This window comes from Pseudomonas sivasensis (assembly GCF_052938085.1).
On record NZ_CP176442.1, the window covers coordinates 4,219,210 to 4,232,874 of the forward strand.

At 59.4% G+C, this 13,665-nt stretch carries 12 protein-coding genes; 5 read left to right on the top strand and 7 right to left on the bottom strand.

Annotation, left to right across the window (positions count from 1 at the left end; genetic code table 11):
- Nucleotides 1-93: 93 nt before the first annotated feature.
- The 3 genes from rdgC (at nucleotide 94) to sugE (ending at nucleotide 2,553) form a co-directional block, all read left to right on the top strand.
- Nucleotides 94-1,014: a recombination-associated protein RdgC gene (rdgC, locus tag ACKZ62_RS19320; RefSeq protein WP_010567523.1), complete on the top strand. Its 921-nt coding sequence runs from the start codon at nucleotides 94-96 to the stop codon at nucleotides 1,012-1,014.
- Nucleotides 1,015-1,167: 153 nt separating this feature from the next.
- Nucleotides 1,168-2,133, top strand: a complete 966-nt coding sequence (locus ACKZ62_RS19325) for a bile acid:sodium symporter family protein (protein WP_032885981.1) — start codon at nucleotides 1,168-1,170, stop codon at nucleotides 2,131-2,133.
- A 105-nt stretch (nucleotides 2,134-2,238) separates the two neighbouring features.
- The gene (sugE, locus tag ACKZ62_RS19330) at nucleotides 2,239-2,553 is read left to right on the top strand and encodes a quaternary ammonium compound efflux SMR transporter SugE (RefSeq protein WP_095184284.1); all 315 of its coding nucleotides are present in this window, start codon (nucleotides 2,239-2,241) and stop codon (nucleotides 2,551-2,553) included.
- 118 nt (nucleotides 2,554-2,671) lie between these two features.
- Here the strand turns inward: sugE and ACKZ62_RS19335 are convergent, their stop codons facing one another.
- The 3 genes from ACKZ62_RS19335 to ACKZ62_RS19345 form a co-directional block, all read right to left on the bottom strand.
- Nucleotides 2,672-4,546 (bottom strand): MFS transporter, encoded by a 1,875-nt coding sequence (locus ACKZ62_RS19335; protein WP_447095679.1) that lies wholly within the window; start codon nucleotides 4,544-4,546, stop codon nucleotides 2,672-2,674.
- Between the two features lie 68 nt (nucleotides 4,547-4,614).
- Nucleotides 4,615-5,763: a TDT family transporter gene (locus tag ACKZ62_RS19340; protein ID WP_447095680.1), complete on the bottom strand. Its 1,149-nt coding sequence runs from the start codon at nucleotides 5,761-5,763 to the stop codon at nucleotides 4,615-4,617.
- 88 nt (nucleotides 5,764-5,851) lie between these two features.
- Nucleotides 5,852-7,051, bottom strand: a complete 1,200-nt coding sequence (locus tag ACKZ62_RS19345) for an MFS transporter (RefSeq protein ID WP_099601090.1) — start codon at nucleotides 7,049-7,051, stop codon at nucleotides 5,852-5,854.
- Between the two features lie 91 nt (nucleotides 7,052-7,142).
- Here ACKZ62_RS19345 and ACKZ62_RS19350 point away from each other — a divergent pair, with 91 nt between their 5' ends.
- Nucleotides 7,143-7,682, top strand: coding sequence for a TetR/AcrR family transcriptional regulator (locus ACKZ62_RS19350; RefSeq protein ID WP_179179298.1), 540 nt, complete (start codon nucleotides 7,143-7,145; stop codon nucleotides 7,680-7,682).
- A 125-nt stretch (nucleotides 7,683-7,807) separates the two neighbouring features.
- Here ACKZ62_RS19350 and ACKZ62_RS19355 read toward each other — a convergent pair whose 3' ends face one another.
- From ACKZ62_RS19355 to ACKZ62_RS19370, 4 genes are all read right to left on the bottom strand, one after another.
- A complete protein-coding gene (locus ACKZ62_RS19355) occupies nucleotides 7,808-8,587 on the bottom strand; it encodes an ABC transporter permease (protein ID WP_032889243.1) in 780 nt (259 codons plus the stop codon).
- A complete protein-coding gene (locus tag ACKZ62_RS19360; protein ID WP_095184279.1) occupies nucleotides 8,584-9,516 on the bottom strand; it encodes an ABC transporter ATP-binding protein in 933 nt (310 codons plus the stop codon). Before ACKZ62_RS19360 ends, ACKZ62_RS19355 begins: the two co-directional genes overlap by 4 nt.
- Nucleotides 9,517-9,650: 134 nt before the next feature.
- Nucleotides 9,651-10,268: a glutathione S-transferase family protein gene (locus ACKZ62_RS19365; protein WP_032889239.1), complete on the bottom strand. Its 618-nt coding sequence runs from the start codon at nucleotides 10,266-10,268 to the stop codon at nucleotides 9,651-9,653.
- Between the two features lie 54 nt (nucleotides 10,269-10,322).
- Nucleotides 10,323-10,982 (bottom strand): transglutaminase-like domain-containing protein, encoded by a 660-nt coding sequence (locus ACKZ62_RS19370; RefSeq protein ID WP_447095681.1) that lies wholly within the window; start codon nucleotides 10,980-10,982, stop codon nucleotides 10,323-10,325.
- A gap of 191 nt (nucleotides 10,983-11,173) precedes the next feature.
- On the opposite strand from ACKZ62_RS19370, the gene ACKZ62_RS19375 reads away from it, so the two are divergent.
- On the top strand, nucleotides 11,174-13,621 hold the full coding sequence (locus ACKZ62_RS19375) for an acyl-CoA dehydrogenase (RefSeq protein ID WP_447095682.1): 2,448 nt from the start codon (nucleotides 11,174-11,176) through the stop codon (nucleotides 13,619-13,621).
- The last annotated feature ends 44 nt before the right edge of the window (nucleotides 13,622-13,665 follow it).

Below are 13,665 nucleotides of genomic sequence, written 5' to 3' on the forward strand. Positions count from 1 at the left end.
TTTTTTGAGGCCTTCCAATGGCTTAGGCAGGGTTGGCCTGGGGCGCTATCAAGAGAATAATGCCCCCCTTTGTATAAAGGAGAGACTCACCCCATGTGGTTCAAGAACCTGCTTATCTATCGCCTGACCCAAGATCTGCCTGTTGATGCCGAGGCGTTGGAAGCGGCCATGGCCACCAAACTGGCGCGCCCTTGTGCAAGCCAGGAGTTGACCACTTACGGTTTCGTCGCGCCTTTCGGTAAAGGTGAAGACGCTCCCCTGGTCCACGTCAGCGGTGACTTCCTGCTGATTGCCGCGCGCAAGGAAGAACGCATCCTGCCGGGCAGCGTAGTGCGTGACGCACTTAAAGAGAAAGTCGAAGAGATCGAGGCCGAGCAGATGCGTAAGGTCTATAAGAAGGAACGCGATCAGATCAAGGATGAAATCATCCAGGCCTTCCTGCCACGCGCATTTATCCGTCGCTCGTCGACCTTCGCCGCTATCGCGCCGAAACAAGGCCTGATCCTGGTCAACTCGGCCAGCCCGAAACGCGCCGAAGACCTGCTTTCCACCCTGCGTGAAGTGATCGGCACCCTACCAGTACGCCCACTCACCGTAAAAACCGCGCCAACCGCGATCATGACCGACTGGGTCACCACCCAGAAACCGGCCGATGACTTCTTCGTCCTGGATGAATGCGAGCTGCGTGACACCCACGAAGACGGCGGCATCGTGCGCTGCAAGCGTCAGGACCTGACTGGCGAAGAAATCCAGTTGCACCTGACCACCGGCAAAGTGGTGACCCAACTGTCCCTGGCCTGGCAGGACAAGCTGTCCTTCATGCTCGACGACAAGATGACCGTCAAGCGCCTGAAGTTCGAAGATCTGCTGCAAGATCAGGCGGAACAGGACGGCGGCGACGAGGCACTGGGTCAATTGGATGCGAGCTTTACCCTGATGATGCTGACCTTCGGTGAATTCCTGCCGGCGTTGATCGAAGCACTCGGCGGCGAAGAAACGCCACAGGGCATCTAAGCCGTTTGAAGATCAAAATGTGGGAGGGGGCTTGCCCCCGATTACGGTGTGTCAGCTACGCACATGTTGGCTGACATACCGCCATCGGGGGCACGCCCCCTCCCACATTTGATCGCATTTGCACTTCAAGAATCTAACAACAAGGACACCCCCATGCGCGCACTCGCCGCCTTGAGCCGCTTCGTCGGCAATACCTTCGCCTACTGGGTGCTGATTTTCGCCGTGCTCGCCTTCCTCGAACCGAGCTGGTTCATCGGTCTGAAAAGCGCCATCGTCCCGCTGCTGGGTCTGGTGATGTTCGGCATGGGGCTGACCCTAAAACTCGAAGACTTCGCCGAAGTCGCACGCCACCCGTGGCGCGTGGCACTCGGCGTGGTTGCGCACTTTGTGATCATGCCGGGTGTGGCCTGGCTGCTGTGCCAGGCATTCCACCTGCCGCCGGAAATTGCCGTCGGCGTGATCCTGGTCGGTTGCTGCCCAAGCGGCACATCGTCCAACGTGATGACGTGGTTGGCCCGGGGCGACCTGGCGCTGTCCGTGGCCATCGCTGCTGTCACCACCCTCCTCGCCCCCCTGCTCACGCCAGCTTTGATCTGGCTGCTGGCCTCGGCCTGGCTGCCGGTATCGTTCATGGAGCTGTTCTGGTCGATCCTGCAAGTGGTGCTACTGCCGATCGTGCTTGGCGTGATCGCGCAGCGCGTACTTGGCGAGCGAGTTCGCCACGCGGTGGACGTATTGCCACTGGTGTCGGTGGTGAGCATCGTGATCATCGTCGCGGCGGTGGTTGCCGCCAGCCAGGCGAAGATTGCCGAATCTGGCCTGCTGATCATGGCCGTGGTGATGCTGCACAACAGCTTCGGCTACTTGCTGGGCTACTTCACTGGGCGACTGTTCAAGCTGCCGTTGGCACAACGCAAGTCGCTGGCACTGGAAGTCGGCATGCAGAACTCTGGGCTGGGCGCCGCGTTGGCCAGTGCGCATTTCTCGCCACTGGCGGCAGTGCCGAGTGCACTGTTCAGCGTCTGGCACAATATTTCCGGGGCGTTGCTGTCGACGTATTTCCGACGCATGAGCGAGAAGGAAGACCGTCGCATCCTGGAGAACACCCCGCAAACTTGATCGCCCGATCCGTTTTCGGCACTCTACGGGCTTCGCGGGGACGACCTCGCGACGCCAACGAGCGTTGAATCCGGGGACGACCCCGCCTGAAGAAGCGAGGTCATCATGTCCTGGATCATTCTGTTTTTTGCCGGGTTGTTTGAAGTCGGCTGGGCCGTCGGCCTGAAGTACACCGACGGTTTCAGCAAGCCACTGCCCACCGCCCTGACCATCACCGCCATGGCTATCAGCCTCGGCCTGCTGGGGCTGGCCATGAAGGAACTGCCACTGGGTACCGCCTACGCCATCTGGACCGGGGTGGGTGCGGTGGGCACCGTGATCGCCGGTATTATCCTGTTTGGGGAATCCATGGCGTTATTTCGGTTGGCCAGTGTGGCGCTGATCATTTGCGGGCTTATTGGCCTCAAGATCAGCACTTAGGCCGCTACCGCCATCAAGGGCTAGCCCCCTCCCCCATTTGACCGAGCTGTTGTGACGAGCGCGGCCTAATGGAGGAAGGGGCTGGCCCCCCGATGAGGCCAATACATCCAGTACAGAACTACCTGACACTCCCCCGCAAAACACCAACCACCGCCTGCAACTGATCAGGCGTCGCCGCCTCTGCATCGACAGGCTCGCCAGCTACCAACACTACCCGCGACCAGATCCGATGGAAAATCCCCTTGTTCGGATCGCGGCTGAAGAAACTTCCCCACAACCCCTGCAACGCCATCGGAATCACCGGTACCGGCGTCTCCTCCAAAATCCGCGTAACCCCACCACGAAACTCATTCATCTCGCCATCGGCGGTCAATTTGCCTTCCGGGAAGATACACACCAACTCGCCTTCCTTCAGGTACTGGGCAATTCGCGTGAAGGCCTTTTCGTAGATCTGAATATCTTCATTGCGTCCGGCAATCGGAATCGCACCAGCGGTGCGGAAGATGAAGTTGAGCACCGGCAAGCGGTAGATCTTGTAATACATGACAAAACGGATCGGACGACGCACCGAGCCGGCAATCAACAGCGCATCGACAAAGGACACGTGGTTGCACACCAGCAAGGCCGCGCCCTCATCAGGAATGGCCTCCAGGTTACGGTGTTCCACGCGGTACATGGAATGGCTGAGCAGCCAGATCATGAAGCGCATGGTGAACTCAGGGACGATCTTGAAGATGTAGGTGTTGACCGCGATGTTGAGCAGCGACACCACCAGGAACAACTCAGGGATCGACAGCTTGACCACGCTCAGCAACAGGATCGAAACAATCGCCGACACCACCATGAACAGAGCATTGAGGATGTTGTTGGCAGCGATCACGCGCGCGCGCTCGTTCTCGGCGGTTCGTGACTGGATCAGCGCATACAGCGGCACGATATAGAAGCCGCCAAACACGCCGAGGCCAAGGATATCGATCAACACCCACCAGGCCTGGCCATAACTGAGCACCGCCAGCCAGTCATTGGCCTGCACGTTCTGCGGAAACCCGCCAGAGTGCCACCACAGCAACAGGCCGAACACCGTCAAGCCGAATGAACCGAACGGCACCAGGCCGATTTCGACCTTACGCCCGGAGAGTTTTTCGCAAAGCATTGAGCCGAGGGCGATGCCCACCGAGAACACCGTGAGGATCAGGGTCACCACGGTTTCATCGCCATACAACCATTCCTTGGCGTAGGCCGGGATCTGGGTCAGGTAGATCGCGCCGACAAACCAAAACCAGGAGTTGCCGACAATGGAGCGTGACACCGCCGGCGTCTGCCCCAGGCCCATGCGCAGGGTGGCCCAGGACTGGGTGAAAATATTCCAGTCCAGGCGCAGTTGCGGCGTAGACGCCGCTGCTCGTGGAATGCTGCGGCTGGCCAGGTAACCCAGCACCGCCACGCCGACAATCGCCACCGCCACGATCGGCGCGTAATGGGTGGACGACATCATGATCCCGGCACCAATGGTGCCGGCCAGGATCGCCAAAAACGTGCCCATTTCCACCAGGCCATTACCGCCCACCAGCTCATCTTCGTGCAGGGCCTGGGGCATGATCGAGTACTTCACAGGGCCGAAAAGCGCCGAGTGAGTGCCCATGGCAAACAGCGCCAGCAACATCAATTCCAGGTGGTTAGTCAGGAAGCCCGTGGCGCCCACGGCCATGATCACGATCTCGCCGATCTTGATCACGCGGATCAGTGCGTCCTTGTTGAATTTCTCGCCAAACTGCCCGGCCAGCGCCGAGAACAGGAAGAACGGCAGGATAAACAACAAGGCGCACAGGTTGACCCAGATCGAGCGGTCACCGTCGATGGTGAGTTTGTAGAGGATCGCCAGGATCAGCGATTGCTTGAAAATGTTGTCGTTGAAAGCGCCCAGCAACTGGGTGATGAAGAACGGCAGAAAACGCCGTGTGCGCAGCAAGGTGAATTGCGAAGGATGGCTCATCGTCGTCCGTGTTCCTGCGTGGCCTGAAGGCTTATAGGTTGTCAGGCCAAGACTTTACCTAATCCCGCTTACTTATTCGCTAGGCCTGCAATGCATGGCGAAACAAAAAGCTCACCTTTATAAGCGCCTTGCACGGTGCGCTTGGCCACGATCAACCACATCAGCGTCAATGCCATCACCAACACGCAACCAAATACACTGAAGAACCCCAGTTGCAACAGACTCGCCAGCTTTAACGTGGCCAGGGCGTACACGCCCAGCGGGAAGGTAAAGCCCCACCAGCCCAGATTGAAGGGAATGCCAGCGCGCAGGTAACGCAGGGTTATCAGTACAGCGATGAGCATCCACCACAAGCCGAAGCCCCACAGGGTGATACCAGCAACCAGGCCGAGACCATTGGCCATTTCACCCACGCCAGGCAAGCCATTGGCGGCAAAGATCGCTGGCGCATCGCCGCCCAGTAGCAACATGCCAAGGGCACCAGTGCCAATGGGGCCGAGCGCCAGCCAGCTCGACGCAGCCATGTTGGCGTGAGGCAGTTTATGCAGGGCCATGCGCAACATCAGGATGGTCAAAATGCTGAACGCCACCGGCAGGGAAAACGCCCACAACACGTAGCTAGTCACCAGCATTATCAGTTGCGACTGAGCGTCCGCCAGGTGCGGTGCGAGCAGGCCACCGCTGGCTGCAGCGACTTCGGCCGCCACCACCGGCAGCAACCAGACAGCCGTCATCTGGTCGATGCTGTGTTCTTGACGGGTGAACATCATGAAGGGGATGAGCACACCGCAGGCCAGTGCCATCGCCACATCCAGCCACCACAGGGATTCGGCCAGCGGGATCACATCGCCACCCCAACGCGGCAGGCCAAACAACAGCAAGCCATTGAGAATGGTCGCCAGGCCCATGGGAATAGTGCCGAAGAACATCGAGACAGTGGAGTGCCCGAAGATTCGCCGCGCCTCGTGGAAAAACATCAACCAACGCGCGGCATACAAGCCACTGAACAGGATGAACAGGCCGATGGTGAACCACCACAGCCCTTCGGCAATGGCATGCAGACCGGGCATATTTACCGGCAACTGCGCCAGGGCCAGCGCCAGTACGCCGGTGCCCATGGTCGCGGCGAACCAGTTGGGGGTGAATTGGCGAATCACTTCCCGAGGACGGGCCAGGTGACTGAAGGGCTTGTAGCTGATGGCATTCGAGCAGGTCATGATGAAAATCCTCTTCCTCGCATGAGGTTGAGACCATCATAGAACCTGATCGAATATCTATATAACGGGTAATATCTCTAACTGTTATCTACTTGGCAGATATGCAGGCCGCCTTGGACTTTGCCGAATCCTGCAGCAGCAAAGCGACCAACGCCCCGAGGGCCAGCAGAATGAGGACTGCGCCGTAACCGTCGGTGGTGGCGATCAGGCCAAAGCTGCGAATCAGGTTGCCCGCCAGCAACGAAGGCAAACAAAACGCCAAATAACTCAGCACATAGAATGCCGACATCAAGCCTGCGCGTTCATGGGGCAAGGCCAGCGGCACCACACTGCGCAATGCGCCGAGAAAGCCGGCGCCGAAGCCGCCACCGGCGATCAACGTGGCGATAAAAAACAGCGGCAGGCTGGCGCTGTGCACTGCCGTGAGGATCAGCGCCACCCCCACAGCCAACAGCGCAGCGCCCAGGCGCAGTACCTTACTGGCCGGTCGATTGCGCAGGGTGAAGATCACCAGCGCCCCGCTCAATGTCAGCACCGCCACCAAGCCACCACCGATAAGGTTCGACGTAGAGCCTGTCGCCGCCCGCACCAGCGACGGCGCCAGGGACAAGTAAAAGCCCCCCATTGCCCACACCGCCACGTCCACCGGCAGCGAAAGCCACAACGCTCGACGCGCCTGGGGCGGCACATGCAGCGTTGGGCGCAGCGATGCCACTGCACCGGGAATGCGATCAACGGTTTCCGGCAGGCGCCATACATAAAGCGCCTGCACCAGCATCAGCGCCAGCAGCGTCCAGTAGATCAACTGCGTCGGCAGCGGCGCGAACTCCACCAGCAAACTGCTGCCCATCGCCCCGCACGCCATACCCAGCAGAGGCGCAACACTGTTGACCAGCGGGCCCTGTTGACGGTCGGTGTCGAGCAATGCCGCGCCCAGCACCGCCGTGGCCATCCCGGTGGCAAACCCTTGCACGGTACGCGCGGCAATCAGCCAGGCCACGCTGCCCTCATTGATGAACAGCAGCATCGCCAGCATATTCAGGACCAACGCAGCAAAAATCACTGGCTTGCGTCCCAGGTGGTCCGACAGCGAGCCCACGGTCAACAGCGCCGCCAAGAGGCTCAAGGCGTAAACGCCAAAGATCAACGTGAGCATGCCTGCCGAAAAATGCAGCCCCTCCTGATACAGGTGATACAACGGTGTCGGCGCGCTGGAAGCCGCTAGAAACGTCAGCAACGTGATCGCCAGGAACACCAGGCTCGAACGATGAGAAATACGGCTGGACATAGGCACGCTCCACTAAAGCTAATATTTTGCTTTTGCGGAGTGTGCTACTGACCAACGCTTAAAGCAAATTCTTTGTGTTAAGGTCATAAACATGGCGATTAAAGAAGGCCTCCGCCCGGGGGGTCGTAGTGCCCGGGTACAAGAATCCGTTCATTCGGCCGTGCGTGAGCTGCTGAAAACCCAGGAGCGCTCCAGTGTCACCGTGCCGATGATTGCCACCCGCGCAGGCGTCACGCCGTCGACCATCTACCGGCGCTGGGGCGACCTTTCCATGCTTCTGGCCGATGTGGCGCTGGCGCGCATGCGGCCTGATAGCGAGCCGGCCAACACCGGGACCCTGCGCGGTGATCTGCAAGCCTGGGCCGAGCAATATCTGGATGAGATGAGTTCAGAACCGGGGCGAAACATGATGCGCGACGTGCAATGCAGCCTGACACCCGGGTATTGCGTGAGCATCTTGAGTGGGCAGCTTCAGGCGATTGTTGATCGTTATCCGGATAACAACCCGCCCAGCGTCGACCGCCTGATCAACTTGCTGGCGGCGCCGACGGTGTTTCGTATTCTGTTCTCAACCGAGCCACTGAAAGTTGAAGAACTGCACGCGCTGATCGAACTGGCACTGAAGGCCTGACACAAAACCAAATGTGAGAGGGGGCTTGCTCCCGATTGCGATGTGTCAGCTACAGATAAGCTGACTGACATAGCGCAATCGGGAGCAAGCCCCCTCTCACATTTTTTACGCGTTCGGGTCAGTACTCAGGTACGCATCCCACGCCCGCTCACCAGCAACTTCGCGCAACCGATATACAACACCACCGTCGCCACGATCATGAAAGTGATCGCCACACTGATCTTGATATCCGACACACCCAAGATGCCGTAACGGAACGCGTTGACCATATGCAGCACCGGGTTGGCCAGCGACACCGTCTGCCAGAACGGCGGCAGCAAAGTGATGGAGTAAAACACCCCGCCCAGGTAAGTCAGCGGCGTCAGCACAAAGGTCGGGATGATCGAAATATCATCGAAGTTGCGTGCGAATACGGCGTTGATGAAACCCAGCAGCGAGAAAATCGTCGCCGTCAGCACGACCACCAGAATGGTGACCCCGAGGTGATGCACTTGCAGGTGGGTGAAGAACAGCGACAGCAGCGTCACGATCACCCCGACCATCAAGCCACGCAACACACCGCCAGCGGTGTAGCCAAGCAGGATAGTGTGCGGCGACACCGGCGAGACCATCAGTTCTTCGATGGAGCGCTGGAACTTGCTGCCGAAAAAGCTTGAGACCACGTTGCCGTAGGAGTTGGTGATCACCGACATCATGATCAGGCCCGGCACGATGTACTCCATGTAAGTGAAGCCGCCCATATCACCGATCTGCCGGCCGATCAGGTTACCGAAGATCACGAAGTACAGAACCATGGTGATCGCCGGCGGCAGCAAGGTCTGCGGCCATATTCGGGTAAAGCGCTTCACTTCGCGGTAAACGATGGTTTGCAGTGCGACGAGGTTGGGTTGCAGTTCGGAACTCATACCGCCACCTTCGTCAGATTTTTCTCCACCAGGGACACGAACAACTCCTCAAGGCGATTGGTTTTGTTACGCAGGCTCAGCACTTCGATGTTCTGGGTCGCCAGCTGCGTAAACAGCGCGGTGATGCCCATGGCTTTATCCACTTGGACTTCCAGGGTGTGGCTGTCCACTAGGCGGCTTGGGTAGCCAAGCAATTGCGGCGGCGCCGACAGATTGTTCTTCAGGTCGAGCAGGAAAGTCTCCACATGCAACTGGCCCAGCAGGTTACGCATGCTGGTGTTCTCGACGATGGTGCCGTGGTCGATGATGCCGATGTTGCGGCACAACTGTTCAGCCTCTTCCAGGTAATGGGTGGTGAGGATGATGGTGATGCCCTTCTCGTTCAGCTCGGTGAGGAAGGTCCACATCGAGCGACGCAGCTCAATGTCCACGCCGGCGGTGGGCTCATCGAGGATCAGCAGCCGCGGCTCATGCACCAGGGCGCGAGCAATCATCAGGCGACGTTTCATGCCGCCGGACAATGAACGGGACGGCACGTCGCGCTTGTCCCACAGGCCCAACTGGGTCAGGTACTGCTCGGCGCGTTCCTTGGCAACTTTCGCCGGGATGCCGTAGTAACCGGCTTGGGTCACGACGATGTCGAAGGTTTTTTCAAACTGGTTGAAGTTGAATTCCTGGGGCACCACGCCGATGGAACGCTTGAGCGCCGCCGGGGATTTGTCCAGGTCATGGCCGAAGATATTCACCGTGCCGCTGGTTTTGTTGACCAGGGTGGAGAGGATGCCGATGGTGGTGGATTTGCCGGCACCGTTGGGGCCGAGCAAGGCGAAGAAATCACCTTCGGCAACGTCCAGATCGATACCACTCAGGGCCTGGAAACCGTTGCCGTAGGTTTTGGTTAGCTGCCGGATGGACAGAGCGGAACTCATATCGGAATACGCACCAAAGAAGGGAATAGAAAGAGTAGATGAGCGCGCAGCGCACGTAGTTCAACGGCGGCGCATGACAAGCATGGTGCTTGGCTGCGCCGCACAAGTACAGTCACCTGTATTAATAGTCAGTATTAAGTCAACGCGGTCATGACCGCTTTGCGATAAGCCGGACGCTGTTGCAGACGCTGGTACCAGGCTTCCAGATGGGGCATTGCGGGGCGCTCGATGGGCATCTCGAACCAGGCATACGCAAAGCATCCCAGGGGGATATCGCCTATGCCGAACGCGTTGCCGGACAAGTAAGGCTGCTCGGCGAGGGCTTGATCGACTGTTTTGAGCGCATCGATACACGCCTGGCGCCCGGCGTTGATACTGTCCCAGTTCTGTTTTTCCGCCGGAGTACGCAGGACACCCCAGAACACCGCTTTGAAGGGCTCAGCCAAGGTGGAGGTTGTCCAGTCCATCCACTTCTCTGCGCTTGCTCGGGCTTGCGGGTCGCTCGGGTAAAATTCCGACGCATGCTTCGCGCATAAATAACGCACGATGGTGTTGGATTCCCACAACACAAAGTCACCGTCCTGAATCATCGGCACCCGCCCATTGGGGTTCAGTGCCCGATATTGCGGGGTGTCGACCACACCAAAAGCCCCGCCCGCATCAATTGCTTCATAGTCCAGGCCGAGCTCCTCGGCGCACCATAGTGCTTTCCTGACGTTTGATGAATTTTTACGACCCCAGATCTTCAGCATGACCGCGCCTTATTGTTGATGAACATGGCTATGGACGCAGCAGCATACGCCGGTTCACCCGCGGCTTAAATCGCTCTGCATATCACCCAACAGGTTTGGCATGTCTTCGACAAACAGGTGCGGGTAGCATTTCTGAATATGGGTGAAGAACAAATGCTCGGGTACATCAGCAAATTGCCCATGGTCCAACACATACTCCATCGAGCGTTGGCCCTGACGATTGAACGCGTGAAACACACTGTCGTTGAGCCCATCAAATTCCAGCGGCGGCACATCAAACACCGCGCACAATTGCTGATTGAACGCCGGCGTGGCTTTGACCCAGCCACCGTTCAGGTGCAGCTCGGTGTAACCGTGCATGGCGAACACATCACTCTTGAGCAACGCGAGCAGACGCGGCGTCGACAGGTGATTGCGCACATCCGCCAGGCCTATGCGCGCCGGGATACCACAGTGGCGCGCGCAGGCAGCGAGCAACGTGGCCTTGGGCACGCAGTAGCTCTCACGGGTAGCCAGGGCGTAGCTGGCATTCAAGGTGTCTGGGTCGCGGCTGAACGTGTAGGGGTTGTAGCGCACCGCCTCACGCACGGCGTAATAGAGACTGACTGCCTGGTCAGTTAAATCCGCGCGGGTTCCGCGATGTTTTTCGGCGAACTCCACCACCGCAGGGTGGTCACTATCGATGAAGCGGCTGGGACTCAGGTACGTTTCCATGAGTGTTATCTCCGAAGGAAGCCTGGAGTTTAGCGACAGGTCTGCCATAGAGATAACGACGATTCGGCCAAATGTCGGCGCCTGTAGATCGGTGCTTTGCGTACAACTCGTTACACCCTGACTGCCGCGCTTTCTCGGATGCCGACTAAGCTCCTTGGTGGTTTCGCCCCTGGTTTCACGGAGGATTGAATATGCTGTTGTTGTGGATACTGGTTCTGGTGGTCGGCATTGCCTACCTGGCACACCGCCGCACCGCGCCCCTGCCCGCCTTGGGCGTGGTCGCCGTCTACCTGCTGGCGATGGGCGCCTGGAGCCATGCACCGGGCTGGCTGCTGCTGATCTTCTGGGTGCTGATCGCCGCCGTCGCAGCGCCGTTGCTGCTGCCCGACCTGCGTCGCCAATACTTCACCAAGCCGCTGTTCAGTTGGTTCCAGAAAGTCCTGCCGCCCATGTCCGAAACCGAGCGCGATGCCATCGACGCGGGCACCGTGTGGTGGGACGGCGAGCTGTTCAGCGGTCGCCCCGATTGGGACAAGTTGCTTGCCTACCCCAAGGTACAACTGACCGAAGAGGAACAGGCCTTTATCGACGGCCCAACCGAAGAACTTTGTGCCATGGTCAGCGACTGGGAAATCGGCCAGGCCATGGACCTGCCGCCAGCCGCCTGGGAGCACATCAAGACCCACGGTTTCTTCGCCCTGATCATTCCCAAGGAATATGGCGGCAAAGGCTTTTCCGCCTACGCCCACTCCCAGGTCGCAATGAAGCTTGCCACCCGCAGCGGCGACCTCGCCTCAACCGTGATGGTGCCCAACTCCCTCGGCCCGGCCGAGCTGCTGCTGCACTACGGTACCGACGAACAACGCAACCACTACCTGCCGCGCCTGGCTCGTGGCGATGACATTCCGTGCTTCGCCCTCACCGGCCCACTGGCAGGGTCCGATGCGGGCGCCATGCCCGACACGGGCGTGATCTGCAAAGGTGAATGGGAAGGCAAGGAAACCCTCGGTCTTCGCCTGAACTGGGAAAAACGCTACATCACCCTTGGACCCGTCGCGACCTTGCTCGGGCTGGCCTTCAAGGCCCATGACCCGGACCACTTGCTGGGCGAAGAGGAAGACTTGGGCATCAGCCTGGCGTTGATTCCCACCGACACTCCTGGCGTGGAAATCGGCCGTCGTCACCTGCCCCTGGGCGCCGCGTTTATGAACGGCCCCAACTCTGGCAAAGATGTGTTTATCCCCCTGGAATTCCTCATCGGCGGCCAGGAAATGCTCGGCAAGGGCTGGATGATGTTGATGAACTGCCTGTCGGTGGGCCGTTCGATTTCCCTGCCAGCAGTCGGCACCGGCGCTGCCAAGTTCACCAGTCTGGTGACCGGCCAATACGCCCAGGTGCGCGAGCAGTTCAACGTACCGCTGTCGGCCTTCGAAGGTATCCAGGAAGCCCTGGCTCGCATCGGCGGCAACGCCTGGCTGATGGACAGCGCGCGCATGCTCACCGCCAATGCCGTCGACCTTGGGGAAAAGCCTTCGGTGCTGTCGGCGATTCTCAAGTACCACCTGACCGAACGGGGCCGCGAGTGCATCAGCCATGCCATGGATGTGCACGGCGGCAAGGGCATCATCATGGGCCCGAACAATTACCTGGGCCGTAGCTGGCAAGGCGCACCGATCTTCATCACCGTGGAAGGCGCGAACATCCTCTCGCGCAACCTGATGATCTTCGGCCAGGGCGCCATCCGCTGCCATCCGTTCGTACTCAAGGAAATGGCCCTGGCCGGCCGCGAAGATCACGACCAGGCGTTAAAGGAATTCGACGGCCTGCTGATGCAGCATATCGGTTTTGCCGTGAGCAACGCCGCCAGCACCCTGGTACTGAACCTCGGTATTGGCCGCTTTGAGAAAGCGCCGGGCAACCGCTTGAGTCAGGGTTATTTCCGTGCGCTGAACCGCCAAGCTGCGGCGTTCGCCCTGCTAGCGGACTTGAGCATGATGCTGCTGGGTGGCGAATTGAAACGCCGCGAACGCCTGTCGGCACGCCTGGGGGATGTACTGAGCCATATGTACCTGGCCTCGGCGGCGCTCAAGCGTTATCACGACCTGGATTCACCGGACCACCTGGAACCGCTGTTCGCCTGGGCCATGGAAGAAAGCCTCGGCGAGTCGGAACGCGCGCTGGATGAGTTGCTGAGCAACTTCCCAAACAAGGTGCTCGGATGCCTCTTGCGGGTGATCGTATTCCCGTTCGGCCGTCGCCACACGGGGCCGTCCGATGCACTGGATGCCGAAGTGGCCGCAGTGATAGGCCGCGCCAAAGGCGATCCAACCCTGGAAGAATTGCTGGCCGGCTGCTATCGCCCGCAATCGGCGGACGATCCGGTAGGCGCCCTGCAACATGCCTACGACCTGCTGGGTGCCAGCCATCCGCTGCAGAAAAAACTCCACACTGCGCTCAAAAGCGGCCAGGTCAAACCGAGCGCCGGCGAGCATGCCATCGACGCAGCACTGCACTCCGGGGTGCTGCAACCGGCCGAAGCACAGACTCTGCGTGACGCCGAGGCAGCACGACGCAAGGTGATCGACGTGGATGATTTCAGTAAGGAAGAGTTGACCCAGGCTGAGGGTAAAGTCCGCTGAGTCGAGCGGTCATATAAATACGGGCGCGAGAGCTATATACTCTC